The sequence below is a fragment of the Pseudoduganella sp. R-34 genome, assembly GCF_049904655.1.
Taxonomy (GTDB): domain Bacteria; phylum Pseudomonadota; class Gammaproteobacteria; order Burkholderiales; family Burkholderiaceae_D; genus Rugamonas.
Genome location: NZ_CP184572.1, coordinates 5,575,116 through 5,600,651 on the forward strand (window position 1 = coordinate 5,575,116; position 25,536 = coordinate 5,600,651).

General features: G+C 62.4%; 21 protein-coding genes. 17 read left to right on the forward strand and 4 right to left on the reverse strand.

The window, feature by feature from the left end; translation table 11 throughout:
• The first annotated feature begins 143 nt into the window (after positions 1 to 143).
• The 7 genes from pepA (at position 144) to ACN9MW_RS25690 (ending at position 5,763) form a co-directional block, all read left to right on the forward strand.
• The gene (gene pepA / locus ACN9MW_RS25660; RefSeq protein WP_426164122.1) at positions 144 to 956 is read left to right on the forward strand and encodes a flocculation-associated PEP-CTERM protein PepA; all 813 of its coding nucleotides are present in this window, start codon (positions 144 to 146) and stop codon (positions 954 to 956) included.
• A 247-nt stretch (positions 957 to 1,203) separates the two neighbouring features.
• The gene (groES, locus tag ACN9MW_RS25665; RefSeq protein WP_028101749.1) at positions 1,204 to 1,494 is read left to right on the forward strand and encodes a co-chaperone GroES; all 291 of its coding nucleotides are present in this window, start codon (positions 1,204 to 1,206) and stop codon (positions 1,492 to 1,494) included.
• A 38-nt stretch (positions 1,495 to 1,532) separates the two neighbouring features.
• Positions 1,533 to 3,179 (forward strand): chaperonin GroEL, encoded by a 1,647-nt coding sequence (groL, locus tag ACN9MW_RS25670; protein ID WP_426164125.1) that lies wholly within the window; start codon positions 1,533 to 1,535, stop codon positions 3,177 to 3,179.
• 164 nt (positions 3,180 to 3,343) lie between these two features.
• Positions 3,344 to 3,946: a PEP-CTERM sorting domain-containing protein gene (locus ACN9MW_RS25675; protein WP_426164128.1), complete on the forward strand. Its 603-nt coding sequence runs from the start codon at positions 3,344 to 3,346 to the stop codon at positions 3,944 to 3,946.
• Positions 3,947 to 4,048: 102 nt separating this feature from the next.
• Complete coding sequence (locus tag ACN9MW_RS25680) at positions 4,049 to 4,507, forward strand: hypothetical protein (RefSeq protein ID WP_426164131.1); 459 nt, start codon at positions 4,049 to 4,051, stop codon at positions 4,505 to 4,507.
• Positions 4,508 to 4,510: 3 nt separating this feature from the next.
• Entirely contained in the window at positions 4,511 to 5,140 is a 630-nt protein-coding gene (locus ACN9MW_RS25685) for a glutathione S-transferase family protein (RefSeq protein WP_426164134.1), read from the forward strand.
• 2 nt (positions 5,141 to 5,142) lie between these two features.
• Positions 5,143 to 5,763, forward strand: coding sequence for a hypothetical protein (locus ACN9MW_RS25690; RefSeq protein WP_426164137.1), 621 nt, complete (start codon positions 5,143 to 5,145; stop codon positions 5,761 to 5,763).
• Here ACN9MW_RS25690 and ACN9MW_RS25695 read toward each other — a convergent pair.
• A complete protein-coding gene (locus tag ACN9MW_RS25695; RefSeq protein ID WP_426164140.1) occupies positions 5,741 to 6,976 on the reverse strand; it encodes an MFS transporter in 1,236 nt (411 codons plus the stop codon). The two genes, ACN9MW_RS25690 and ACN9MW_RS25695, sit on opposite strands and share 23 nt — an antisense overlap.
• On the reverse strand, positions 6,976 to 7,500 hold the full coding sequence (locus ACN9MW_RS25700; RefSeq protein WP_426164143.1) for a PadR family transcriptional regulator: 525 nt from the start codon (positions 7,498 to 7,500) through the stop codon (positions 6,976 to 6,978). The genes ACN9MW_RS25695 and ACN9MW_RS25700 overlap by 1 nt, the downstream gene beginning before the upstream one ends.
• A 144-nt stretch (positions 7,501 to 7,644) precedes the next feature.
• Here ACN9MW_RS25700 and ACN9MW_RS25705 point away from each other — a divergent pair, with 144 nt between their 5' ends.
• Together ACN9MW_RS25705 and ACN9MW_RS25710 are read left to right on the forward strand one after the other, a co-directional pair.
• A complete protein-coding gene (locus ACN9MW_RS25705; RefSeq protein ID WP_426164146.1) occupies positions 7,645 to 9,063 on the forward strand; it encodes a homospermidine synthase in 1,419 nt (472 codons plus the stop codon).
• 1 nt (position 9,064) lies between these two features.
• Complete coding sequence (locus ACN9MW_RS25710) at positions 9,065 to 10,372, forward strand: NAD(P)/FAD-dependent oxidoreductase (protein WP_426164148.1); 1,308 nt, start codon at positions 9,065 to 9,067, stop codon at positions 10,370 to 10,372.
• 61 nt (positions 10,373 to 10,433) lie between these two features.
• Here ACN9MW_RS25710 and ACN9MW_RS25715 read toward each other — a convergent pair whose 3' ends face one another.
• Both ACN9MW_RS25715 and ACN9MW_RS25720 read right to left on the reverse strand, forming a co-directional pair.
• Entirely contained in the window at positions 10,434 to 12,308 is a 1,875-nt protein-coding gene (locus ACN9MW_RS25715) for a glucokinase (protein ID WP_426164150.1), read from the reverse strand.
• A gap of 84 nt (positions 12,309 to 12,392) precedes the next feature.
• Positions 12,393 to 14,000 (reverse strand): alpha-amylase family glycosyl hydrolase, encoded by a 1,608-nt coding sequence (locus ACN9MW_RS25720; protein WP_426164152.1) that lies wholly within the window; start codon positions 13,998 to 14,000, stop codon positions 12,393 to 12,395.
• A 197-nt stretch (positions 14,001 to 14,197) separates the two neighbouring features.
• On the opposite strand from ACN9MW_RS25720, the gene ACN9MW_RS25725 reads away from it, so the two are divergent.
• From ACN9MW_RS25725 to ACN9MW_RS25760, 8 genes are all read left to right on the forward strand, one after another.
• Positions 14,198 to 15,826, forward strand: coding sequence for an oligopeptide:H+ symporter (locus ACN9MW_RS25725; protein WP_426164154.1), 1,629 nt, complete (start codon positions 14,198 to 14,200; stop codon positions 15,824 to 15,826).
• A 102-nt stretch (positions 15,827 to 15,928) separates the two neighbouring features.
• Entirely contained in the window at positions 15,929 to 16,714 is a 786-nt protein-coding gene (locus ACN9MW_RS25730; RefSeq protein ID WP_426164157.1) for a substrate-binding periplasmic protein, read from the forward strand.
• A 180-nt stretch (positions 16,715 to 16,894) separates the two neighbouring features.
• On the forward strand, positions 16,895 to 17,863 hold the full coding sequence (locus ACN9MW_RS25735; RefSeq protein WP_426164159.1) for an ABC transporter substrate-binding protein: 969 nt from the start codon (positions 16,895 to 16,897) through the stop codon (positions 17,861 to 17,863).
• A 13-nt stretch (positions 17,864 to 17,876) separates the two neighbouring features.
• Positions 17,877 to 18,698, forward strand: a complete 822-nt coding sequence (locus tag ACN9MW_RS25740) for an ABC transporter permease (RefSeq protein ID WP_426164161.1) — start codon at positions 17,877 to 17,879, stop codon at positions 18,696 to 18,698.
• Between the two features lies 1 nt (position 18,699).
• A complete protein-coding gene (locus ACN9MW_RS25745; protein ID WP_426164163.1) occupies positions 18,700 to 19,497 on the forward strand; it encodes an ABC transporter ATP-binding protein in 798 nt (265 codons plus the stop codon).
• 10 nt (positions 19,498 to 19,507) lie between these two features.
• Positions 19,508 to 21,199, forward strand: coding sequence for a sensor histidine kinase (locus tag ACN9MW_RS25750; protein ID WP_426164165.1), 1,692 nt, complete (start codon positions 19,508 to 19,510; stop codon positions 21,197 to 21,199).
• A complete protein-coding gene (locus tag ACN9MW_RS25755; protein ID WP_426164167.1) occupies positions 21,196 to 22,737 on the forward strand; it encodes a sigma-54-dependent transcriptional regulator in 1,542 nt (513 codons plus the stop codon). Before ACN9MW_RS25750 ends, ACN9MW_RS25755 begins: the two co-directional genes overlap by 4 nt.
• A 62-nt stretch (positions 22,738 to 22,799) precedes the next feature.
• Entirely contained in the window at positions 22,800 to 25,535 is a 2,736-nt protein-coding gene (locus ACN9MW_RS25760) for an alpha-1,6-glucosidase domain-containing protein (RefSeq protein WP_426164169.1), read from the forward strand.
• Position 25,536 lies beyond the last annotated feature (1 nt).

Here is a 25,536-nt window from a genome sequence, read left to right on the forward strand (position 1 = left end):
TTGAAAGTTAATACTAAGTTTTTGTTTTTCGGCCGCATTTTAAATGTGGCATATGTATTGCTTTGATAAAGATCATGACCTGAACAAATTTAATGCTCAGTCATCCCAAAACTGGTGCTTTATCCTCTCAACGGAGAAATGTAATGAAGATTCTCACACCTAGCGTTCGCGGCCTGGCCGCCAGCATGCTGCTAGCGTTTGGCGCTCTGGCAACTGGCAGCGCTGCCGCTGCACCCTCCTTCCAGGTGGACCCAACGGGACTGGCACCTGCCGGCAACATCTTCACCGCCGACGCCATCAACGGCGTGTCGTCCGCGCGCGTGGCCTATACCGGCGTGGGCAACAATTACGTGTCCAACGGCTACATCGTGTTCAGCGGCTTCTCGCTGAATTCGAACAACGTGTCGACTGCGGATACCCGCGTCAACTTCGACTATGGCTTGTATGCCACTTTCCACCAGGACTTCTCTTGCAGCGGCATTCTTGGCCCGGGCGTTTCCTGCACCCCGACCGCGCTGTCGCTGCAGCTGTGGGCCGACGTCGGCAACGACAACACCTATAACCAGGCCGTGGTCGGAACCGATCCGTCCATTAACTTTGCCGGCGCCCAGACCCAGCTGGCCTGGTCCGACTTTGCCTACAATGGCGTCGGCGGCATCGACAACCTCGGCGGCGTGTTCCAGAACGTCACCATGAGCTGGTTCCTGACTGCGGAAGGCAAAGCCTACTTCTTCGACCCGGATCCGTTCTACACTGCCTCGTTCGCAGCATTCAACAACACCACGCAAGGCGTCGATTGCGATACCGTGGATTGCACCAACGCCCTCGACATTGCCATCACGCAGGAAGGCGGTATCCTCGATTTTGTCGCCCCCGTCCCTGAACCGGGCGTGCTGGGGCTGCTCGGCATCGGCCTGCTCGGCATGGCCGGCGTGTATCGCCGCAAACAGCATTGATCTGCATGCCTGACCAAGATGGGACCGGCGACGGTCCCATTTTTCTTTTATAACTGCCCCGCTTTACCCCCTCCCCGCCACTCGCGCGCCATGCCGTTGCATCTCTGGCATGATTGATATCAATTCAACGTTTGACCAAGCGCAAAGAAATTCCCTTGAAAAGGGAAAGTGTCGTCCCTATAATTGTTGGCACTCGTTAGCCGAGAGTGCTAACAACTGTCAATAAACCGAGTAAAAGGAGTTTTGTATGAACCTTCGCCCTTTGCATGACCGCGTCATCGTCAAACGCCTGGACCAGGAAACCAAGACCGCGTCCGGCCTGATCATCCCTGATGCAGCCGCTGAAAAGCCGGACCAGGGTGAAGTGCTGGCAGTTGGCAACGGCAAAGTTGCTGACAACGGCACCGTGCGTGCTCTGGAAGTGAAAGTGGGCGACCGCGTTCTGTTCGGCAAATACGCCGGCCAAGCCGTCAAGGTAGACGGCCAGGAACTGCTGGTAATGCGCGAAGAAGACATCATGGCCGTGGTACAGAAGTAATCACAGCCCCCTAGATACAGAATTCAGGAGAAACAAACATGGCAGCTAAAGAAGTCATTTTCGGCGATTCCGCACGTTCCAAGATGGTCGAAGGCGTGAACATCCTCGCCAACGCAGTGAAAGTCACCCTGGGCCCGAAAGGCCGCAACGTGGTGCTGGAGCGCTCCTTCGGCGCCCCAACCGTCACCAAGGACGGCGTTTCGGTCGCCAAAGAGATCGAACTGAAAGACAAGCTGATGAACATGGGCGCGCAGATGGTCAAGGAAGTCGCTTCCAAGACCTCCGACAACGCCGGTGACGGTACCACCACCGCAACCGTGCTGGCCCAGGCCATCGTCCGCGAAGGCATGAAATACGTTGCCGCCGGCATGAACCCGATGGACCTGAAGCGCGGCATCGACAAGGCAGTTGCTGCCACCGTCGAACAGCTGAAGTCCATCTCCAAGCCATGCACCACCTCCAAGGAAATCGCCCAGGTTGGCGCGATCTCCGCCAACTCCGACGCATCGATCGGCGAGCGCATCTCCGAAGCGATGGAAAAAGTGGGCAAGGAAGGCGTCATCACCGTTGAAGACGGCAAGTCCCTGCACGACGAGCTGGACATCGTGGAAGGCATGCAGTTCGACCGCGGCTACCTGTCCCCATACTTCATCAACAACCAGGAAAAGCAAGTTGCCGTCCTGGAGAACCCATTCGTCCTGCTGTGCGACAAGAAGATCTCCAACATCCGCGACCTGCTGCCAGTACTGGAGCAAGTAGCAAAAGCCGGCCGTCCACTGCTGATCATCGCTGAAGACATCGAAGGCGAAGCACTGGCGACCCTGGTGGTCAACAACATCCGCGGCATCCTGAAGACCTGCGCAGTGAAAGCTCCTGGCTTCGGCGACCGTCGCAAGGCCATGCTGGAAGACATCGCCATCCTGACCGGCGGCCAGGTAGTGGCTGAAGAAGTCGGCCTGACCCTGGAAAAAGCCACCCTGGCAGAACTGGGCCAAGCCAAGCGTATCGAAGTGGGCAAGGAAAACACCATCGTCATCGACGGCGCAGGCGAAGCTTCGGCCATCGAAGGCCGCGTGGCACAGATCCGCACCCAGATCGAAGGCGCGACCTCCGACTACGACCGCGAAAAACTGCAAGAGCGCGTGGCCAAGCTGGCCGGCGGCGTTGCCGTGATCAAGGTTGGCGCAGCCACCGAAGTCGAGATGAAAGAGAAGAAGGCCCGCGTTGAAGACGCACTGCACGCAACCCGCGCAGCTGTGGAAGAAGGCATTGTGCCAGGCGGCGGCGTAGCCCTGCTGCGTGCCCGCGCTTCGCTGAACGTGAAAGGCGACAACGCCGACCAGGACGCCGGCATCAAGATCGTGCTGCGCGCCATGGAAGAGCCACTGCGCATGATCGTCACCAACGCCGGCGAAGAAGCTTCGGTGGTTGTGAACGCCGTCCAAGCCGGCACCGGCAACTACGGCTACAACGCTGCCAACGGCACCTACGGCGACATGGTTGAAATGGGCGTGCTGGACCCAGCCAAGGTAACCCGTTCCGCTCTGCAGAACGCAGCCTCCATCGCTGGCCTGATGCTGACCACCGACTGCATGGTTGCTGAAGTCGTAGAAGACAAGCCAGCCGGCGGCATGGGTGGCATGGGCGGTATGGGCGGCATGGGTGGCATGGACGGCATGATGTAATCGCCGACAGCCTCACAGCTGACTAAAAAGCCTGCAAGGTTTGCGCCTTGCAGGCTTTTTCTTCATTGAGATACATCATTTCCCCTATGCGCAAAAAGAAGCCGGCAAATAACCGTGCTACAATCACAATAACTTTTACGCAACCTTCATTTAATTTCGACAATATGAAGAAACTTCTGACCGCCCTCCTGTTTGCCGTCGCAGGCACCGCCTATGCGGGCCCGATGGAATTGATCACCAATGGCAGCTTTGAAAAGAACGGCGTCGCCGCTGGTTCCTGGACCATCAAGTCCGCGCTGGACGGATGGAGCGTCGGCTCAAAAGGCGTTGAAGTGCGCAATAACGTGGCCGGTACGGCCCAGGACGGCGGCAACTTCCTGGAACTGGATTCCTCGGTCAATAGCTGGATCAGCCAGACCATCGACACCGTCGCCGGCGGCAGGTACAACCTGTCTTTCTACTACGCCCCGCGCGAACACACATCGGCCGCCACCAACGGCATCGACGTGCTGTGGAACGGCAATCTGCTGAAGCACGTCGAGCAGGACAACTTCACCTCGAAGACCAATTGGTTCAAGATTGAGTTGTCGATGTTTGCCGTCGGCAGCCTGTCGAACCTGAGCTTCCAGGCTTCCGGCATCAGCGACAGCATCGGCGGTTCGCTCGATAACGTCTCGCTGAAAGCCGTACCGGAGCCTGCAACCATCGCCTCGATGCTGCTCGGCCTGGGCATGATGGGCCTTGCCCTGCGCCGCCGCAAGCAGTAAGCGTCCACTCTGCGTATCCCGAAAGCCTGCCTGGTTCACGCCTCGCAGGCTTTTTAATTCTGTTAGTATTGGCGCACTTTCACCGCATGGTCGTGCCAAGCAATGTCTTCCTCCCGTAAATCCGCCATCGCCGGCGCCGTTGCCGGCCTGCTCCTTGCAGGTATCGGTGCCTGGTATGCAAGCAATCACAACATCCATGCAACTGCTGCGCCGATGGCCGCTGCGGCGCCTGTGGCCATGCCAGCAGCGAAAGCAAACCTGAGCCGCGACCAGGCGGTTGAAAAACTGATGGCGCTGCCGGAGCTGAAACGGCTGGCGGACGCCATCGAAAAGCGCAGCGGCGGCGAGCGCCATGGTGCGCTGCTTGAAACCGATCCGGCGCCGCGCGACGTGAACGGCAGCCCTTATTACCAGCTCATTTTCGTGGAGAACGGCGACGACATGGCGCAAGCTGTGGCCAGCTTTCTGGTCTCGCACGTGAACGGCGATATCCTGGTTGAAGACGATATCAGCGGCGAGCTGATGTCGCTCGATCAATGGCGCAAAGGCTTGAAGGACTAGACCATGTACACCCTCTATTACGGCAAAGGTGCAGCCAGCCTGGCGATCCACGCGGCGCTGAAAGAGATCGGCGTGCCTTACGAACTGGTGGCAATCGACCTTGAAGCGGGCCAGCAGCGCAGTCCTGAATACCTGCGCATCAACCCGCAAGGCAAAGTGCCTACCCTCCTCATCGACGGCAAGCCCTTCGCCGAATCGGCGGCCCTGATGCTGATGCTGGCCGAACGCCACCCGCAATCGAACCTGGCGCCGCCTGCCGGCTCGCTGGCACGGGCCGAATGGTACGAGTTGATGGTGACGCTGGCGAACAGCCTGGGCAACAATTTCCGCCTGTGGTTCTACCCGTCCGACCTTGGAAGCACGAATGACGACAGCGCGCTGCGCAGCGCAATCCGGCAGCGGATTGAAGCGACGTGGGCCACGCTCGATGCCCGCCTGGCCGATAATGGCCCCTACCTGCTGGGCGAAACGTTTTCCGGCGCGGACCTGATGCTGACCATGTACATGCGCTGGTCGCGCAACATGCCGCGTCCTGCAACTGCCTGGCCGGCATTGCAACAATATGCCGACATGATGCGCGCGCGCCCAAGCTGGCGCCACATTACGGAAGTTGAAGCATTAACTGGATGGTAAAGATGTTCAAGAAGTTGTTTGCGGCGTTCAGCGCCAAGTCAAAAGTCCGCGCTGACGCGCCGTACGGCACGGAAGAGTTAAACACCGTGCACAAGATGCTGTTCGCCGACGATGCCGGCCAGCTCTTTGGCGAAGCTCCCGACGCGCGCGTGGTGCAAGCCATCGCACAGGACGCAAGCGAAGAATCGCGCGTGCGGCTGCTGGCTGCGCACTGGCTGCGCGCCAACGGCCATGCCCCGGCCGCGCCGGAAGTGCTGGGCGTGGTGATTGAAGTGCCGCTGGACGGCAGCATGGACACCCTTGCCGCCTACGCCGACGGGCGCGTGCGCTACATCAACCAGACCGGGCGCACCGCCGTTTTCGAAGGGGCGCCGGCCGACGTGGCGGCGCAGGCGAAAGTGCTGGTCGCAAGCGCCATCCCGGCCTTCATCAAGGCTTCGCCGCAAAGACCGGTGTATGTGCCGGGCCCGGGCCAGTTGCGCTTCACCTTCCTGTCGCAGGACGGCAATCGCGTCACCGACGGCTTCTTCAGCGACGTCGTGCGCGATGAACTGGCCAAGCCCGTGCTCGAGCAAGGCCAGCGGCTGCTGGACCTGGTGGTCAAGCAGGGGAACGCGCAGTAAGCGGGACGTGCGCGCTCTGCACCCGCCCGATCCACCATACCGAGAACACGATAAGCACTGAGGCAATGACGCCGATGGTGCCGTATCCCAGCAAGCGCCCTGCCGCATCGGTATGCACCAATAGGCCGCCGGCAAAGGCGCCAATCCCCGTTCCCATCTGCTGGACCGCCGCGTTCGCGCTGAGGAAAGCGCCGCGCCGCTGCGGCTCGGGGATGGTGGTCAGCAGCGCCTGCAACGGCACGAAGCGGCCCGACATGGCGACCATGAAGAATGGGAAGAACAGCATGATCGCCAGCAGCGGGATGTGCGGCATATGCGTCATGAACAGCGTCGGCGCAATCGAGAACAGCGCCACCCAGCGGAATACGCGTTGCTTGCCGGCCCGGTCGGACCAGCCGCCAATCAGGCGTGAGCTGAACAGGGTCGCAATGCCGCCGCACAGGTAGACGTAGCTGATCTGCGCCGGTTCGATGCCCAGGTTCCCGACCAGCATGGGCGAAATGAAGGGAATCACCATCATGCCGCTGACTGTCACCACAAAGCACAGCAGGAAACCGCGCAAGTGGGCGCCCACCGTGAACAGGCCAAACAGCTCGGGCAGCACGCGCGCCAGCGGCACCGGCGCGTTGGCCAGGTGCGCAGTCATCGCAGGCAGGGTGCGCGCAGCGACCAGCCACACGACCATCGACAGTACTACCAGCAGATAGAACGGCGACTGCCAGCCGAAGTGCGCGCCAAGCATGACGCCGATCGGCACGCCCGCGATCGCGGCCATGCTGAAGGAAGTCATCACGACGCCGGTGGCGGCGCCGCGGCGTTCCTGCGGAATCAGGTCGGCGATGATGGACATGCTGATCGCCCCCAGCACGCCGCCGGTCATGCCGGCAAAAGCTCGCGACAGCACCAGAACATGGAAGTTCGGCGCCAGGGCGCAGGCCAGGTTCGACAGGTTGAACAGCATGAACACGGTCAGTTGCAGCTTCTTGCGGTCAAAGCGGTCGGCATAGGTTGCCGCCAGCAGGCCGGAAAGCCCGGCGCACCAGGCGTAGGCCGATACAGCGCCGGAAACCTGGGCGGCGCTGATGGTGAATGCCTTCATCAATTGCGGAGCAAGCGGCATCATGACCATGAAGTCCATGATGACGGTGAATTGTATGAACGCCAGCAGCCACAGGACTGTGCGTTCGCGTTGCGGAGTGAGTGTCTGGGTCATCAGCTGAGTTGGTTAATGTCGTTGATGGCGCGCTTGAGGATAGCGCGAATTGCGTCGACGTGCTCGCGGCTGGCACGCGGGCCGCGGCCGCGAGTGATGACGGCGTCTTTCAGGGCATGCATCAGGGTGCGCAAATCCCCCCCGTCTTCCCCCCTCGCGTTTTCCACCAGGCGCGCCATGTAGGCGTCCACCATATTGCGGTTCTCGTCGAGGAACTGCTGCCCTTCCGGCAAGACCGAATACAGCTTCTTGTTGCCATCCTTGACGATGTCCACATGGCCCATGTCGGCCATCATCGACAGCAGCGGGTAGATCGCGCCCGGGCTGGGCGAGTAGCTGCCGCCGGTCAGCGTTTCCAGTTCCTTGATGATTTCGTAGCCGTGGCGCGGCTTGTCGGCGATCAGTTGCAGCACGACGTAGCGCATGGCGCCAGCGTCAAACATCTTCGGCCCGCGGCCGCCGCCGCGCTGGTGATGGTGGTGTTCATGGTGCAGCCGGTGGTGGCCGCGGAAAAAATGGAACATGGCTTTCTCCCGGAAAGTTAAGATATATCTCATTAAGACATATCTTAACTCATTTTTTGCAAAATGCAAGAAGCTTGAATGTTAAATCCCGCATGGAAGCCAACCGGCGTGCGCCCCACAATGGCCTCACTTAGGGGAGATAGGATGGAAAACCATAAACAACACGGCGTATTGCCAGGGCGCCTGGTCATGCTCGGCTTCGGCAGCATCGGCCAGGCCGTGGTGCCCTTGCTGTTTCGGCATTTCGGGCTGGAGCCGTCCCAGCTCACCGTCGTGTCGCGCGGCCCGGACAAGAGCGGCGTCGCCGAGGAATATGGCATCGACTACCAGGCTACGCCGCTGCAGGAGGGGAGTCTCGAGAGCATCCTCGATCCCCTGCTGCGCAAGGGCGACTTCCTGCTAAATCTTTCAGTCGACGTGTCGAGCCTGGACCTGATCCGCTATTGCTGGCGGCGTGGCGTCCTTTATCTCGACACATGCACGGAACCGTGGAAGGGGTTTTACGATGACGAAGACCTATCGTTGTCGCAGCGTTCGAACTACGCGCTGCGCGAGGCAGTGCTGGCCTTCCGCCTCGACAAGCGCCACGGCGCGACAGCCGTGGTGACGCAAGGCGCCAATCCGGGCCTGGCCTCCGTGCTCGTCAAACAGGCGCTGATGAATATGGCGCGCGACCAGCGCCTCGAAGTGGCGCGTCCCGACTGCTACGAAGACTGGGCCAGGCTGGCGCACCAGCTGGATATCAAAGTAATCCACATCGCCGAACGCGACACGCAAGTCTCCAGCCGCCGCAAGGCGCGCGACGAATTCGTCAACACCTGGTCGGTGGACGGCTTCGTCAGCGAGGGCTTGCAGCCGGCGGAGCTGGGCTGGGGCAGCCATGAGAAGCATTGGCCGGCCGACGCCGCCCGCCACGGCTACGGCAGCGACGCCGCCATTTATCTGAAGCGCCCCGGCATTGCCACCCGCGTGCGAAGCTGGACGCCGCTCGAGGGGCCTTATCACGGCTTCCTCGTCACGCACGCCGAGTCGATTTCGATCGCCGACCACCTGACGCTGCGAGAAAACAATGAAGTGGTATACCGCCCTACCGTGCACTATGCCTACCATCCCTGCGACGACGCAGTGCTGTCGCTGCACGAAGTGGCCGGCAAGAACTGGCAGCAGCAAAGCGAACAGCGCATCATCGGCAAGGAAATCGAAAGCGGGATGGACGAACTGGGCGTGCTCCTGATGGGTAATTCGAAAGGCGCCTACTGGTTCGGTTCGCGCCTGGACATCGAACAGGCGCGCGAACTGGCGCCGCACAACTCGGCGACTTCGCTGCAGGTGGTGGCGGGCATCCTGGGCGGCATGGCATGGGCCCTGCGCAATCCCGATTGCGGCGTGGTGGAGCCGGACGACATTGACGACCAGCTGGTCATGGAAATCGCCGCGCCCTACCTGGGCGAGCTGGTTGGCGTATATAGCGACTGGACGCCTCTCAAGGAGCGCAGCGGCCTGTTCGACGAGCCGCACGACCTAGAGGATCCCTGGCAGTTCCTGAACTTCCGCGTCACCTGATATGGGCACGCTGCTGCGCAAAGAACTGGGCGTCATCGAGAACTCATACTATGAGGCGAGCGTGCAGCGCGCCGCTGCCCTGCCCCCGTTGACAGGCAGCACCAGCGCGGACGTCTGCGTGATTGGCGGCGGCCTGGCCGGGCTGTCCGCCGCACTGGAGCTGGCGGAACGCGGCTATTCCGTGGTCTTGCTGGAAGCGCAGCGCCTGGGCTGGGGCGCGTCGGGCCGCAATGGCGGGCAGGTATTGCCCGGCTTCGGCAACGACGGCGAGTCCGCCATCGAGCGCCAGTTGCCGCGCGAGGACGCGCGCCGCGCATGGGATGCCTCGGTGGCAGGCGTGCAGCTGCTGCGCAAACGCATCGACAAGTACGGCATCGATTGCGACTACAAGCCCGGCGCACTCAGCCTGGCGGTCAAGCCGGGCAAGATGCGCGCGCTGGAAGCCTGGGGGCGGCATGTGGAAAAAGCCTACGCTTATCCGCTGCACTGGATTTCGCCGCACGAGATCGGCCGATGGATCGACAGCCCGCGCTTCCATGCCGGCGTGGCCGACATGGGCGGCGGGCATGTGCATCCGCTCAAGTACACGCTGGGTCTTGGTCGCGCGGCGATGGCAGCCGGCGTGCGCGTCTTCGAGGATTCCCCGGTATTCCTGCTGGAGCGCGGCAATACGCCGCTTGTGCACACCGCCCAGGGACAGGTGGCCGCGCGCTTTGTTGTGCTGGGCGCGAACGTCTATCTCGCCGAGTATGGCAACCTGGTGCCGCAGGTGAGTGCGCGCATCATGCCGGTGGGGACGTATATTGTCGCCACTGAAGCACTCAGCAAGGAACATGCAGACAGCCTGCTGCCGCGCCGCAGTGCCGTGTCGGACACCAATTTCGTACTGGATTACTTCCGCTTCAGCGCCGACCACCGGCTGCTGTTCGGCGCCGGCGACAGCTACAGCGCCAAAACGCCGGCCAACCTGGTCGAACGCATCCGGCGCCGCATGGTCGCCGTGTTTCCGCAACTGGCGGACGTGGGCATCGATTACGCGTGGGGCGGCTTCATCGACATCAGCATGAACCGCGCCCCGGACCTGGGGCGGATCGGCCACAACATCTATTACATGCAAGGCTTCTCAGGCCACGGCCTGGCCTTCACCGGCATGGCCGGCCTGCTGGTGGCGGAAGCGATTGCAGGACAGGCCGAGCGCTTCGACATCTTCGCGCGCATCAAGCACGCCCCCTTCCCCGGCGGCACGCTGCTGCGCACGCCGGCGCTGGTCTTGGGCATGCTCTACTTCCAGATGCGAGATCTATTTTGAAAGTCGGGGTCAGGTCTGGCAATCCGCCAAAATGGCGGATTGCCAGACCTGACCCCGACTTTCAATTATCAAGGTGGGAGATTTGCAGGCGGCGGCTTTCCTGCACCACGCCGTTGGCTTTGTGCTCCAGCACCAGTTCGGCGTTTTGCTCGTCCAGCGAAATGCCGACTGACAGGATGTCGATCAGCAGCAGCTGCAGGATGCGCGAAATCATCGACAGGAAGGCGCTGCTGTCTTCCGTGTGGTCGACCGCCAGGCAAACCGTAGCCTTCTTGGCCAGCGGCGATTGGCTGCTGGTAATGGCGATGACGTCGGCCCCGGCGTTGCGGGCTGATTCCACCGCTTCAACCAGCTCCGGCAGCTTGCCGGAATTGGAAATCGCGATCACCACGTCCCCCGGCTTCAACAGTTCGGACGCAAGCTTGAACAGGTGGGAGTCGCCGTAGGCGGCGGTCGGAATGCGGAAGCGGAAGAACTTGTGCTGGCCATCCAGGGCTACCACGCGCGAGTTGCCCATGGCGTAGAACTCGACCTTCTTGGCCTTGGACAGCAGCTCGATCGCGCGGTCCAGCGAGTGCACGTCCATCTGGTCGCGGAACTTCAGGATCGCGGAGACGGTATTGTCGATCACCTTGGCGCTCAGGTCGTGCGTGCTGTCGGATACGCGCACCTGGCTGTGACGCACCGGAATGGCGCCGGTCAGGCTGGACGCAAACTTCAGCTTGAAGTCGGCCAGGCCCTGGAAGCCCAGCGAGCGGCAGAAGCGGATCACGGTCGGCTGCGATACTTCCGCCAGCCGTGCAATGTCGGCGATCGGTTCGTTCAGCACCAGGCGCGGCTGCTCGATCACCAGTTGCGCAACGCGCTGTTCGGCCGGGGTCAGTTCCGACTTCAGCGACTGCACGCGTTCCATCAGGGTGTTGGCGCCGGTGCGGCCGCGCAGGTGTTCGGACAAGATCGTGGCGACGCCGTAGAACGCCGGGTTCGGCGTGGTGATGACATACGTCGGAATGTCGGCCAGGTAGGACGAGAAACGGCCCTTGGCTTCGAAGCGGCTGCGGAACGGCGACTCCTTGAACCATTCGCCCATGCGAGGCACGATGCCGCCGCCGATGAAGATGCCGCCAAAGGAACCGAGCGTCACCGCCAGGTTGGCCGCGGCGCCGCCCAGCATGGCGCAGAAGCATTCCAGCACTTCGAGGCAGAGCGCATTCCTGTCTTTCAGCGCGCCGGCGATGATCTGCTGCGAGGTCAGGTCGCGCACGCTCAGGCCGTTGCGGCGCGCCAGCGCACGGTAGATGATTTCCATGCCGGGGCCGGAAATCAGGCGTTCGTTCGACACGTGCGGCCAGGTCTGCCAGGCGTATTGCAGGATCGCGTATTCACGTTCGTCGGCCGGCGCAAAGTTGGTATGGCCGCCTTCAGAACCAAGGGTCACGAAACCGTCGGTGGTCGGGATCACGCCAGAGCAGCCCAGGCCAGTACCGGGGCCGAGCACGCCGATCACCGAGTTCTGCGCCGGCGAGCCGCCGCCAACCTGCATCAGGTCTTCCGCCTTGAAACCGGGGATCGCCATCGCCAGCGCCGTGAAGTCGTTCACCACCAACAGGGTATGCAGGCCCAGTTCACGCCGCACTTCGTCGGTGGAGAACTGCCAATCGCGGTTGGTCATGCGGATGTAATCGCCATGCACCGGGTTGGCCAGCGCCAGCGCGCCGTGATTGAGGTTGACGTCGCCGTGATCCGCCAGGTAGTTGCGCAATAGCGGGACGATGCCGGTGAAGTCGTCGCACTGCAGCACCCGCACTGCCTGGAACTCGCCAGGTGCGGTTTGCAGCGCCAGGCGCGCATGGGTGGCGCCGATGTCAGCCAGCAGGCGGGGGCCGTCCGCAAAAGCGGATCGGTTAGCTTTTGGGTCTGCCTCTATCTGTTTCATTGTCTTTTAAGTATTAGATAACGCCTTAAAGGCGGGAGGATACCCGAAAAACAAGGCCCCGTGCGTAGACGGGGCCTCTTATATTTATACTACGTAGCCAAACCAGGCGCCGTAGCCTGGCAACTGGACCTCTTCGCCGGCCACTTCGCCCGGAAGGCCCGGCTGCTCCAGCTTTTGCGCCCCCTTGGCTGCCGGCAGCGCGAAATTGACCGGCGCCGCGCCGAGGTTAAACAGCGCCAGCACGCTGCGCTGCCCTTCCAGGTCGCGCCGCAGTGCCAGCACCGGCTCCGGCGCGTCGTAGAACACGATGTCGCCGCGCGTCAGCTGCGGCATGGTCTTGCGCCAGGCGATCATTCGGCGCGCGAAGTTCAGCGGCGAATCCGGGTCTTCTTCCTGCACCGAGGCGGCGATGGCCCTGTGCTCCTCCGCCACCGGCAGCCACGGTGTGCCTGAAGTGAAACCGCCGTGCGCGCCAGTGGTCCAGGCAATCGGGGTGCGGCAACCGTCGCGCCCCTTGAACTCGGGCCAGAAAGTCTTGCCGTAAGGGTCCTGGATCAACTCATAAGGTACATCGGCTTCGCTGAACGCCAGCTCATCGCCCTGGTACAGGCAAGGCGTGCCTTTCAGCGACAGCTGCATGGCCAGCACCAGCTTGGCGAAAGCTGCCTGGTTGCTCATGCCGTTCCAGCGCGTCACCACGCGCACGGCGTCGTGATTGCCGACCGACCAGGATGGCTGGCCGTCCTTGACGCGCGCCTTGAAGTCTTCCACCTGCTTGCGGATGTGGCCTGCGCTGCTGTCGGCGGTCAGCAGGTTGAAGCTGTAAGCCATGTGCAGCTTGTTGCCGCCGGCGGTGTATTCGGCCATCACGGCCAGCGAATCGTCGGCGCCCACTTCGCCGATCGCCACCGCGCCGTATTCGTCCAGCAGCAGGCGCAGCTTTTCCAGGAAGGCCACGTTTTCCGGCTGGCTCTTGTCGTGGATGTGCGCCTGCATGCCGTAGGGGTTGGCGTCGCTCACGGTGGAAGTGTCGCGCACCAGGGCCGGCGGGTTGCTGCGCAACTGGCGGTCGTGGAAGTGGAAGTTGCAGGCATCCATGCGCACGCCGTCGACGCCGCGCTTCAGCCAGAAGCGCAGCGCGTCGAGGTGGGCCTGTCGCACTTCCGGATTATGGAAGTTCAGGTCCGGCTGGCTGACCAGGAAATTGTGCATGTAATACTGCTTGCGGCGCGAGTCCCACTGCCACGACGAGCCGCCGAACACGGACAGCCAGTTGTTGGGCGGGTTACCGTCCGGCAGCGGATCGGCCCAGACATACCAGTCGGACTTGGGATTGTCGCGCGAGGAACGGCTCTCCTTGAACCATGGATGGTCTTCGGAAGTGTGCGACATGACCTGGTCGATCATGATCTTCAGGCCCAGGCTGTGGGCCTTGGCGATCATGCGGTCGAAGTCGGCCAGGGTGCCGAACATCGGGTCCACATCGCAGTAGTCGGCCACGTCGTAGCCGAAATCGCGCATCGGGGATTTGAAGAACGGCGAGATCCAGATGATGTCCACGCCCAGCTTGGCGATGTAGTCGAGGCGATCGGTAATGCCATTCAGGTCGCCGATGCCGTCACCGTTGGTGTCCAGGTAACTGCGCGGATAAACCTGATAAATGATTGCTTCTTTCCACCAAGGTGTGCTCATATTCCTCATCCAGAGTCAAAAACAGTTATGTAGATAATATACATGATGACTGCGGGAAGTTCAAATACTATGAATCCTTAAAAATCAATGACTTACAATTTTTCTCGTAGTTAAACTACATGTAAGTGAAACCTGTAGTTGCCAACACAGATGCGTTCGCATAGCATCGCGCCCATTATTTGAAATCGGGAGACCTCATGTCGACGCAAGAACTGGAACAGGGTAACGGGCCAATGCCTCGGCAAATCCCGTACATCATCACCAACGAGGCTTGCGAGCGTTTCAGTTTTTACGGCATGCGCAACATCCTGGTGCCGTTCCTGATCAGCACCCTGCTGCTGTTCATCCCTTCCGAGCATCGCGCCGGAGAAGCGAAGCATGTGTTCCACACCTTCGTGATCGGCGTCTACTTCTTCCCGCTGCTGGGCGGCTGGCTGTCGGACCGCTTCTTCGGCAAATACAATACGGTATTCTGGTTCTCGCTGATCTACTGCGCAGGGCACGCCTGCCTGGCGCTTTTCGAGAGCAACCTGAATGGCTTCTACTTTGGCCTGTTCCTGATTGCCTTCGGCTCGGGCGGCATCAAGCCGCTGGTAGTCTCCTTCGTCGGCGACCAGTTCGACCAGACCAACAAGAAGAAAGCCAAGGTGGTATTTGACGCCTTTTACTGGAGCATCAACTTCGGCTCCTTCTTTGCGTCCCTGCTGATGCCGATCTTCCTGAAGGACTTCGGCCCGGCCGTCGCGTTCGGCATCCCCGGCATCCTGATGTTCGTCGCCACCCTGGTGTTCTGGGCTGGCCGCAGGAAGTATGTCCACGTGCCGCCGTCGGAGCCAAGCAGCGAATCGTTTTCACGTGTCACCCGCACCGCGCTGATGTCGGCTGCACCGGGCCAGTCCCGTCCCGGCTTGACCGTCGCGGTCATTGGCGTCATTGCCGCGCTGGTGTCGCTGGCGATGACCCCATCCTGGGGCTTCGTGATCGCGGCCTGCACAGCGCTGGTGCTGCTGATCTCTTTCGGCGGCATCGGGACCTCGATGCAGCTCGAGCGCGCACGCGGCAAGCATAGCGATGAAGCGGTGGACGGCGTGCGCGCCGTGCTGCGCATTTTCATCGTGTTCGCCCTGGTGACCCCGTTCCACTCCCTGTTCGACCAGAAAGCGTCAACCTGGATCGTTCAGGCGAACGATATGGTGCACCCGACCTATGAACTGCTGGGCTGGTCCTTCAGCTTTGTGCCGGCGCAGATGCAGGCGCTAAATCCGCTGCTGGTCATGCTGCTGATTCCATTTAATAACATCGCGCTGTTCCCGCTGCTGCGCAAGCTGGGCATCGAACCGACGCCGCTGCGCCGGATGGGCGCCGGCATATTCTTCGCCGCACTGGCCTGGGTGGTGATCGGCACGCTGCAGGTGTTGATGGATGGCGGTTCGCCGGTGTCAATGGCCTGGCAGATCCTGCCTTATGCATTACTGACCTTTGGCGAAGTACTGGTGTCCGCAACCGGCCTGGAGTTCGCGTATTCGCAGGCGCCCTCCTCGATGAAGGGTGTGATCATGGCACTGTGGTACCTGGCGATCACCGTGGGCAACCTGTGGGTGCTGATTGTGAACGCGGGCGTGAAGAACGACGCAGTGTCCGCCTACATCAAGACCACCGGCTTCTCGGTGATGGCCTTCCAGATGTACTTCTTCGCCGTCTTCGCGGCACTGGTGGCCGGCTGCTTCGCCCTTTACGCGATGCGCTACAAGATGGTGGATTTCTACCGCAAGGATACGGAACCGCAGGTCTGCTACGGCTCTGCGCCCGAACCGCAAAAGGCATGAGCAAAGGGGCGCAGCGCAGCGCCGTACTAGCCAGCAGTCTCTTTGCCTTGTATGCTGTCTGCTACAAATTGAAGGATGGTGGACTTTTACCGGCTGATACGGATGAGCATCCTGCGCGCCCTGGTTCTATGCCTGGCCATGACGGCCTCCCTCGCCCACGCACAGGTGGTCGAACTGCGCGTAGCCTTCGAGGATAAGGATACTTACGACCATACCGGCGCCGGCACGGCAATTCCTGATAATCCGGGAGTCGCAGTAGAAATGGTGGCAATGCTGCCTTCCCGCGTGCCTCGCCTGAAGATTCAATTTTCGCGCAAACCATGGGCACGCTGCCTGGCGGAACTTGAGGCCGGCGCCGTGGATGCCGTGTTCTCCAGCAGCTTCAAGCCAGAGCGAACGAAGATGGGCGTCTACCCGATGCGCGATGGCAAGGACGACAGGCGCTTTCGGATCGACACCAAGACGTACAGCCTGTACCGCCTGATCGATTCACCGCTCCATTGGGATGGCAAGCGCTTCTCGTTTCCACCAAGGCTGGTCGCCATGCGCGGCTACGCCATCGTTGACGACCTGCGCAAGATGGATATCCAGGTGAACGAAATCAGCAGCTCCGAGGACGCCTTCCGCATGCTGCTGGCCGGCCGTGCCGACGGCTTGGCGCAGTTGAGCGACGTGGGCGACTACGTGCTGCGCAAGAATCCCGAGTTCGCGCGCATTGTCAAAGTCTCCCCGCCGCTGGCCAGCAAGGATTACTACTTGCAGTTCAGCCACCAGTTCCAGCAAAAATATCCTGAGCTGGTCACCGAGGCCTGGAAGGCACTGGCCGATATCCGCCAGGGTGAACATGAACGGCTGACGGCGAAGTACCTGAAGCAGTACGCCGACTAAGCATTGGCGAAAATCCGCACAAGGCGCGGATGGAATTCCGGAATTCCGCCACGCCACAGCGGGCCCGCGCCAGCCGCCAAGGGCTGCGCACCAATAAAATCAAGCACTTGCCGAATTCCAATTTTCTGGCACGGAAGCTGCTATTAGCTGGTCAAAACACCCCTTATCCAGGAGACCAGCATGACCAAGCTTAAACTCGCATCCCTCTTCGTGGCCGCAGCATTCGCTTCCGCCGCCAACGCCCAGGAAGTTGTTCGCCTCGGCAACCTGAAATTCGCCCACTACGGCGCCGTCTCGTACATCAAGGAAATCGCACCGAAGTGCGGCATCAAGGTCGAAGAACACGTCTTCGCCAAGGGTCCTGACGTGATGCAGGCGATCCTGGCCGGCGAGCTCGATGTCGGCGCCACCGCATCGGAGGCCGCCATCCAGGGCCGCGCCAATGGCGCCCCGATCTATGTCGTCGCCGGTTTCGCCAAAGGTGGCGCGCGCCTGGTCGCGCGCCCCGACAGCGGCATCAAGGCGATCAAGGATTTGAAGGGCAAGAAAGTCGGCGTGACCCGTGGCGGCATCCACGAAGTGCTGCTGGCTGCCGAACTGGCGCAAGCCGGCCTGACCTTCTCCGACCAGCCGGGCAAGGACGTGCAACTGGTGTTCCTGGCCTTCGCGGACCTGAACCAGGCCCTGCTCGGCAAGAACCTGGACGCGATCATGCAATCCGAACCGCAATCCTCGCAAGCCATCAACAAGGGCTTTGGCGTGGAAGTCATGAAGCCATATGACACCCCGATCGGCGAACCAGTCCGCACCATGGTCATGAGCGAGAAGTTCTACTCGACCCGCCGCGCTACCGCCGCCAAGTTCATGAACTGCTTCGTACAGGCCACCAAGACCTTCATCGACGACAAGCCGACCGCAGAAAAATACGTGCGCAACGTGATCTTCAAAGGCCAGATCACTTCCGACGACTTCCAGGACGCGATTGCCAACTCGCCGTACACCTACGACATCTCGCCGCAACACATCCAGGTCACCACCGATGTGATGAACAAGACCGGCGTGGGCAAGATGCGCAAGGCGCCTGTCGCTTCCGAGTGGGTCAAGACCGACCTGCTGGACGAAGCCAAGAAAAGCCTGAACATCAAGTAAGGCGAGGCACATCATGGCAAAACTGAATTTGCGCCAGATCGCAGCGGGCTCCGTGGTGCCCGTGCTGGTGATCGCATTGTGGCAGGCCAGCGCCTCGCTGGAATGGATCAACCCGCAGGTGCTGCCCTCGCCTTGGGCCGTGGTCACCAAGTGGGTCGAGTACCTGCTGCCGCTGCAGCCTTACGACCCGGCTGCCAGCTCCTGGTTCGCCTGGGCGCTGTCCGGCGAGCTGATTGGCGACACCATCAGCAGCATGTACCGCGTGCTGGTCGGCTTCGCTGTCGGCGCCGGCCTGGCCCTGCCTTTCGGCCTGGTGATGGGCTCGAGCAAACGGATGTACGACTGGCTCAATCCCCTGCTGCAGGTGCTGCGTCCGATTCCGCCCATCGCCTACATCCCGCTGGCGATCCTGTGGTTCGGGCTGGGTAACGCGCCGGCGGTGTTCCTGATTGCGCTGGGCGCCTTCTTCCCGGTGCTGATGAACACCATCGCCGGCGTGCGCCACGTGGACGGCATTTACATCCGCGCCGCCCGCAACCTGGGCGTCAGCCAGAGCACCATGTTCGTGCGCGTGATGCTGCCGGCAGCCGTGCCTTACATCCTGTCCGGCGTGCGCATCGGCATCGGTACCGCCTTCATCGTGGTGATTGTTTCCGAGATGATCGCCGTGAACAACGGCCTGGGCTTCCGTATCCTCGAAGCACGCGAGTACTTCTGGTCGGACAAGATCATCGCAGGCATGATCAGCATCGGCCTGCTTGGCCTGGCGATCGACATTGGCATGAACAAGCTGAATAACCATCTGCTGCGCTGGCACCGCGGCCTGGAGAACTGAGATGAGCGCAACCCATATCGACGTCAAGGGCGTCAACAAGGTATTCAAGACCGACAACCGCGAAGTGGTGGCGCTGCGCGACATCAACCTGCAGATCCCGCAAGGCCAGTTCGTCTGCCTGCTGGGGCCATCGGGCTGCGGCAAGTCGACCCTGCTGAACGCCATCGCCGGCTTCTCGCTGCCGTCGAGCGGCGAGATCACCGCCGACGGCCAGTTGATCACCGGCCCGGGCCCGGAACGCGGCATGGTGTTCCAGGAATACGCCCTTTTTCCATGGATGACGGTGGAAAAGAACATCGCCTTCGGCCTCGAAGTCAAAGGCATGGCGCAGGCGCAAATCAAGCAGCGCGTGGACCAGCTGCTGCAGATGCTGTCGCTGTCCGACTTCCGCAACCGCTATCCGAAAGACCTGTCGGGCGGCATGCGCCAACGCGTGGCGATTGCGCGCGTGCTGGCACTGGACTCCCCGATCATGCTGATGGACGAGCCTTTCGGCGCACTGGATGCACTGACCCGCCGCAACCTGCAGGACGAGCTGCTGCGCATCTGGTCGGAGCTGAAAAAGACCATCATCTTCGTTACCCACAGTATCGAAGAAGCGATCTACCTGGCCGACCGGATCGTGGTCATGACCTATCGCCCTGGCACCGTCAAGCGCGACATGATCGTGGAGCTGCCGCGCCTGCGCGATCCCGCATCGGCCGACTTCAATGCCTTGAAGCGTGAACTGGGCGCGCTGGTGATGGAAGAACAGCAGCGCCACCACAGCGACGAACTGCGCATGGCTGCGGTGGACTAGAATTGCGCTTATGCGCAAACCTTTCCTCTTGCTGTTAACCCCGGCGGCCGCGATTATCGTGGCCGCCTACCTGCTCGGCGCCTATCGTGCCGGCAACGAACAGTTGGCGCAGGGCCAGCGCCAGCTGCAGCTCATGGCGCCGGAACTGCAGTCGGTGCTGGAACGCTTTGAAACCCTTCCCTTCGTCCTGGCGCAGCAACCCGACCTCACCAACGCCCTCGCCAACCCGAAAGATCCTGAAGCGATCGCCCGGCTGAACGAAACGCTGCAAACCATCCAGCAGCAAGCCAAGGTCGGTGCGCTGTACCTGATGGACCGCAACGGCCTCACGCTGGGCGCCAGCAACTGGGACCAGCCGCGCGGCTTCGCCGGCAAGAATTTTTCCTACCGTCCGTATTTCCAGGCCGCGCTGCGCGGCGATGCGGGCCGCTTCTACGGCATCGGCACCAGCACCAGCGAAGCGGGCTACTTCATCGCGCAGCCGGTGCGCCGCCACGGCGAGATCGACGGCGTAATCGCCGTCAAGATCAGCCTCGCCGAACTGGAACGCAACTGGAACAGCAGCGAAGATCCGATCCTGCTGGCCGATCGCCATGGCGTGATCTTCCTCAGCAACCGTCCGAATTGGCGCTACCACAGCCTGGAGCCGCTGCCGGCCAGCGCGCTGGCTGAACTGGCCCGCACGCAGCAATACATCGGCCGCGATGTCACGCCGCTGGCCCGCAATCCCGGCCCGCGCGTCACGCAGGAGGTGGGACGGCTTGGCTGGCAGCTGATGATCTTCCCGAGCCAGTTGCGCGTGGTCCGCAGCGGCATCAACTGGGCGCTGGCAACTGCCCTGCTGCTGGCCTGCGGCGGCGTATCGTATTGGGCCATGCACCAGCGCCGCCGGCGGCGCGAGGAGCGCCTGGCCTTCGACCGCGAACTGGAGTCGCGCATCGCCCAGCGCACGCAGCAGCTGAGCGAAACCAACCGCATCCTGCGCACGACGCAAAACGAACTGGTGCAGGCCGGCAAACTGGCCATGCTGGGTCAGATGGCGGCTGGCATGACGCATGAACTGAACCAGCCCCTGGCAGCGATCCGTGCCTTTGCCGACAACGCCCGCACCTTCCTGGAGCGCGGCCAGCCGGAACAGGCGGCCAGCAACCTTGGCCACATCGGCGATGCCAGTGCGCGCATGGGCGCCATCATCAGCCAGCTGAAAGGTTTCGCGCGCAAGGACGAAACCGTCGGCCCGGTGGATTTTGGGCGCGCCGTGCGCAGTTCGGCCTTCCTGCTGGAGAGCGAGAGCAAGCGCCGCAACGTGGCGATGGAGATCGATACCGGCGCCGCACCGTTGATGGTGGCGGGCGATACGGTGCGCATCGAACAAGTGCTGATCAACCTGCTGCGCAATGCCCTCGATGCTGTCGAGAGCACCGCGCAGCCGCGCGTCTCTGTCGTGCTGTCGCGTGAAGGCGGCGACGGCGTGGCACGCATCAGCGACAACGGTCCAGGCATCCCGCAGGAAGTGGCAGCGCACCTGTTCGAGCCCTTCTTCACGACCAAGCCTGCCGGGAAAGGGCTGGGCCTGGGGCTGGCGATTTCCTCGTCGATCGCGCAGGCAATGAACGGCCGCCTGTCGGCCCGCAACCTGGACGGCGGCGGCGCGCAGTTTGAGTTACGCTTACCGCTTATCAAGGAAGGAGCCGCCCCATGAAGGCGCTATTGGTTGAAGACGAGGCCGCGCTGCGGCTGGCCACCTCGCAAACGCTTGAACTGGGCGGTTTTGCGGTGCAGGCCTGCGCGAGCGCCGAGGAAGCACTGCCGTTATTGCTGGCGAACTTCGCAGGCGTGGTGGTGACCGATGTGCGCCTGCCGGGGCTTTCAGGCCTGGACTTGCTGGCGCGCGTGGCTGCTCTGGACGCCGAGCTGCCGGTCATCGTCGTCACCGGCCATGGCGACGTCAGCATGGCCGTCGAAGCCATGCGCGCCGGCGCTTACGACTTCATTGAAAAGCCGTTCGCCTCCGAACGCCTGATGGATGCCGTCAAGCGCGCCCAGGAGCGCCGCAACCTGGTGTTGGAAAACCGCCGCCTGCGTTCCGAGCGCGCGCAGCATCCCGACATGCCGGACCTTATCGGGCGCTCCGAAGCCATCGAACACCTGAAGGTCGTGGTGCGCAATGTGGCGCCGACCGGCGTCGATATCCTGGTCAATGGCCAGACCGGTACCGGCAAGGAAGTGATGGCACGGCTGATTCACGCGGCCAGCGGGCGCAAGGGGAATTTCGTCGCGATCAACTGCGGCGCCTTGCCGGAGTCGGTATTCGAGAGCGAGATCTTTGGCCACGAAGCGGGTGCCTTCACCGGCGCGCAAAAGCGGCGCATCGGGAAGCTGGAATTTGCCAACGGCGGCACGGTTTTCCTCGACGAGATCGAGAGCATGCCGATGGCCTTGCAGGTCAAGCTCCTGCGCGTACTGCAGGAGCGGCGCCTTGAGCGGTTGGGCGGGAACGAGTCGGTCGCGCTGGATTGCCGGGTAGTCGCCGCCAGCAAGGCCGACTTGCTGGCGCTGTCGGCGCAGGGCCTGTTCCGCGAGGACCTGTATTACCGGATCGGCGTGATCAGCATCGACTTGCCGCGCTTGCGCGACCGGCGCGAGGATATTCCGCTGCTGCTGGCGCACTTCGTCGCCGAGGCAGCACAGCGCTACCAGCGGGCGATGCCGATGTGGACGCCGGAGCAGATGGCTGCGTGGCAAGCTGCGGATTGGCCGGGCAATGTGCGTGAACTGCGCAACTTCGCGGAACGCCTGACGCTTGGGCTGGTACCTGCTGCGCCGGTCGCAGCGCCGCACAGCATCCCGGCTGGTGTCGCCGCCCCAGCCACGCCCGGCAGCACTGCCGGTCCGGCTTTTGCCACTGGTGCGGGCATTTCGTCGCCTGCGGGCGCCGCGACGGGTGCCGGCATGGAATGGGCCGCCGGCGCTGGAGCATCCGGCAGCGCCGCGATGAGCGCCGGCGCTGCGTCGGCTGCCGGCGTCGTGATGGCGGCCGGCGTTCCCGCCGCGGGCGCTGCGGGGACGGAGGCCGAGCAGCCCTCCCTGCCGCAGCAAGTCGACGCTTTCGAGCGCGACCTGATCCTGCGTGCCCTGGCAGCGGCCGATAATAATGTGGCACTGGCCGCCGACCGCCTGCTCCTGCCCCGCAAAACGCTGTACGACAAGCTGAAAAAGCACCAGATCCAGCGCGACTGAAATGTAGTAAAGCTACAGATTTTGCGGTAAGATTTTCGTAGCATCACTACTACGGAGACAAAATGAAGCAGCGCACCCTGGTCGCGGCCCTGCCGGCGGTTTTTGCGGCAGTTTCCGCCGCGGCAGCGCCGACCACCGCCCTCACCGCAGCGCCAACTGCTGCGACACCGCACACGCTGGCCTCTTGCGAAGGCCCGCACGAAACCGTGCTGGCCCGTACGCAAGGCTTCGACGCCCGCGCCCTGTGGCTGGATGGCAGGCTGGCGAAATGGACCGGCGCCCAGGCTGAGGGCAGCTTCAAGCTCTATTACGCAACCGCAGCCGGCATCAGCGCTCCGCAAGGCGCCACCGTGAGCGGAGCGGATGGTGCGCTGCAGCTCAGCGCAACGACAGAAGCGCTTCCCTCGCCTCTGGCCGAGCGCTTCAGATATACCGGAGACGGCGTGCTGCTCGCGCTGTCCACCGCCGACCGCGCCCACCTGCCGGCGCTGCTGCCGAAACAACTCGTGCTGGTGCAGGAGAACGCCGACGGCACCGTGCGCGACGCCACGGCTTTGCAAGTCCCGGGCGTGCTGGATGACGTCTACGCCGCTGCAGAACAAACGACCGACCTTGGCGCTAGCATCGCCAAAGGCGGCACCACATTCAAGCTGTGGGCGCCGACCGCGCAACGCGTCTCCGTCTGCGTCTTCGACTCCGGCAGCAGCAAGCCGAAATCCATCACCACCATGCATGCCGATGCGAAAACCGGCATCTGGTCCGCCAGCGCGCGCAGCAACCTGTCCGGCCGCTACTATAAGTACGTGGTGGACGTGGTCGCGCCGAAAACTGGCCTGGTGCGCAACGCCGTTACCGACCCGTATTCCGTCAGCCTGACCGCCGATTCCGCCCGCAGCTACATCGCCGACCTGGCCGACCCGCGCCTGGCACCAGCCGGCTGGAGCAAGGACCAGCCGCCTGCCACAGTGAAGGCGCAGCCGGACATGTCGATCTACGAGCTGCATGTGCGCGACTTCTCGATCAACGACCTGTCGGTCAGCGCCATGAACCGCGGCAAATACACGGCCTTCCGCGAGACCGGTTCCAACGGCATGAAGCATCTTGCCATGCTGGCCAAGGCTGGCCTGACCGACGTGCACCTGCTGCCGATCTATGACCTGGGCAGCGTGCCGGAAAAAGGCTGCGTCGCCCCGGTCGTACATGGCGCGCCGGACAGCGACCAGCAGCAGAAAATCGTCAGCGACAACGCGCTGAAGGACTGCTACAACTGGGGTTACGACCCTTGGCATTACAACGCACCTGAAGGCAGCTACAGCACCGATGCGGCCGACGGCGCGCGCCGCATTATCGAGCTGCGCGAAATGGTGATGGCGCTGCACAAGACCGGCCTGCGGGTCGGCACCGACGTGGTCTACAACCACACCTACCGCGGCGGCCAGCACGAGCGCTCGGTATTGGACCGCATCGTACCCGGCTATTACCAGCGGCTGAACCTGAAAGGCGAAATCGAAAACTCCACCTGCTGCTTCAACACGGCCACAGAGAATCGCATGATGGCCAAGCTGATGATCGATTCGGCCGAACTGTGGACCAAGCACTACCACATCGATTCCTTCCGCTTCGACCTGATGGGACACCAGCCGCGCGCCGCAATGGAAGCGCTGCAGGCGCGCGTCAATAAAGCGGCCGGGCGACACGTGAACCTGATCGGCGAGGGCTGGAACTTCGGCGAAGTAGCCGACGGTGCACGCTTCGTGCAGGCTTCGCAACTGTCGCTGAACGGCAGCGGCATCGGCACATTCAGCGACCGCGCGCGCGATGCGGTACGCGGCGGCGGCGCTGGAGATTCGGGTGCGCAAATGGTCGCGCAGCAGGGGTTCGTCAATGGCCTGGTGTACGACCCGAACGCCGGCGCCGGCCTGCGTCCCGTGACGGACCTGATGAAGGCATCCGACCTCGTGAAGGTCGGCCTGGCAGGCTCGATCCGCAGCTACCGCATGCAGACCTTTACCGGTGAAACCAAGGAACTGCAGGCCATCGTGTACGGAGGCAACCAGCCGGCCGGCTATGTGAGCCAGCCCAGCGAAGTAGTCAACTACGTGGAGAACCACGATAACCAGACGCTGTACGACATCAATGCCCTCAAGCTGCCCATATCCACGACCAGCGCCGACCGCGCACGCGTGCAGATGCTGGCGGCTGCAATCAACGCCTTCTCGCAGGGCGTGGCGTATTACCACGCCGGGTTTGAAATCCTGCGTTCGAAATCGATGGACCGCAACAGCTTTGAATCGGGCGACTGGTTCAATCGCCTCGACTGGACCTACCAGACCAACTACTTCGGTTCCGGCCTGCCGCCTGCTGCAGACAACGGCAAGGACTATGCACTGCTCCAGCCCTTGCTGGCCAATCGCGCGCTGCAGCCAACGCCCGTCGATATCGCATTCGCACGAGACACCTTCCGCGACCTGCTGCGCATTCGTGCCAGCAGCACCCTGTTCCGGATGCGGACCGCGGACGACATCAGGAAACGCCTGCACTTCCTGAACACCGGGCCGGAACAGGTAGCAACCGTCGTCGCGGCACGCCTGGACGGCGCTGGCTACGAAGGCGCGGGGTTCAAGACGGTGGCTTATTTTATCAACGTGGACAAGGTGGAGCAGACTATCGTCGCCGCTGGAGAAGCCGGCAAGGCTTATCGCCTGCATCCCGTCCAAGCTGGCGCGGCGGCTCGCTACGACGCAGCAACGGGCAGCTTCACCATTCCGGCGAGGACGGCTATAGTGTTCGTTGAATAAA

Bases quoted from the DNA above. Each gene is read 5' to 3' on its own strand.
- pepA (WP_426164122.1), top strand. From the start codon at position 144: ATGAAGATTCTCACACCTAGCGTTCGCGGCCTGGCCGCCAGCATGCTG.
- groES (WP_028101749.1), top strand. From the start codon at position 1,204: ATGAACCTTCGCCCTTTGCATGACCGCGTCATCGTCAAACGCCTGGAC.
- groL (WP_426164125.1), top strand. From the start codon at position 1,533: ATGGCAGCTAAAGAAGTCATTTTCGGCGATTCCGCACGTTCCAAGATG.
- ACN9MW_RS25675 (WP_426164128.1), top strand. From the start codon at position 3,344: ATGAAGAAACTTCTGACCGCCCTCCTGTTTGCCGTCGCAGGCACCGCC.
- ACN9MW_RS25680 (WP_426164131.1), top strand. From the start codon at position 4,049: ATGTCTTCCTCCCGTAAATCCGCCATCGCCGGCGCCGTTGCCGGCCTG.
- ACN9MW_RS25685 (WP_426164134.1), top strand. From the start codon at position 4,511: ATGTACACCCTCTATTACGGCAAAGGTGCAGCCAGCCTGGCGATCCAC.
- ACN9MW_RS25690 (WP_426164137.1), top strand. From the start codon at position 5,143: ATGTTCAAGAAGTTGTTTGCGGCGTTCAGCGCCAAGTCAAAAGTCCGC.
- ACN9MW_RS25695 (WP_426164140.1), bottom strand. From the start codon at position 6,976: ATGACCCAGACACTCACTCCGCAACGCGAACGCACAGTCCTGTGGCTG.
- ACN9MW_RS25700 (WP_426164143.1), bottom strand. From the start codon at position 7,500: ATGTTCCATTTTTTCCGCGGCCACCACCGGCTGCACCATGAACACCAC.
- ACN9MW_RS25705 (WP_426164146.1), top strand. From the start codon at position 7,645: ATGGAAAACCATAAACAACACGGCGTATTGCCAGGGCGCCTGGTCATG.
- ACN9MW_RS25710 (WP_426164148.1), top strand. From the start codon at position 9,065: ATGGGCACGCTGCTGCGCAAAGAACTGGGCGTCATCGAGAACTCATAC.
- ACN9MW_RS25715 (WP_426164150.1), bottom strand. From the start codon at position 12,308: ATGAAACAGATAGAGGCAGACCCAAAAGCTAACCGATCCGCTTTTGCG.
- ACN9MW_RS25720 (WP_426164152.1), bottom strand. From the start codon at position 14,000: ATGAGCACACCTTGGTGGAAAGAAGCAATCATTTATCAGGTTTATCCG.
- ACN9MW_RS25725 (WP_426164154.1), top strand. From the start codon at position 14,198: ATGTCGACGCAAGAACTGGAACAGGGTAACGGGCCAATGCCTCGGCAA.
- ACN9MW_RS25730 (WP_426164157.1), top strand. From the start codon at position 15,929: ATGAGCATCCTGCGCGCCCTGGTTCTATGCCTGGCCATGACGGCCTCC.
- ACN9MW_RS25735 (WP_426164159.1), top strand. From the start codon at position 16,895: ATGACCAAGCTTAAACTCGCATCCCTCTTCGTGGCCGCAGCATTCGCT.
- ACN9MW_RS25740 (WP_426164161.1), top strand. From the start codon at position 17,877: ATGGCAAAACTGAATTTGCGCCAGATCGCAGCGGGCTCCGTGGTGCCC.
- ACN9MW_RS25745 (WP_426164163.1), top strand. From the start codon at position 18,700: ATGAGCGCAACCCATATCGACGTCAAGGGCGTCAACAAGGTATTCAAG.
- ACN9MW_RS25750 (WP_426164165.1), top strand. From the start codon at position 19,508: ATGCGCAAACCTTTCCTCTTGCTGTTAACCCCGGCGGCCGCGATTATC.
- ACN9MW_RS25755 (WP_426164167.1), top strand. From the start codon at position 21,196: ATGAAGGCGCTATTGGTTGAAGACGAGGCCGCGCTGCGGCTGGCCACC.
- ACN9MW_RS25760 (WP_426164169.1), top strand. From the start codon at position 22,800: ATGAAGCAGCGCACCCTGGTCGCGGCCCTGCCGGCGGTTTTTGCGGCA.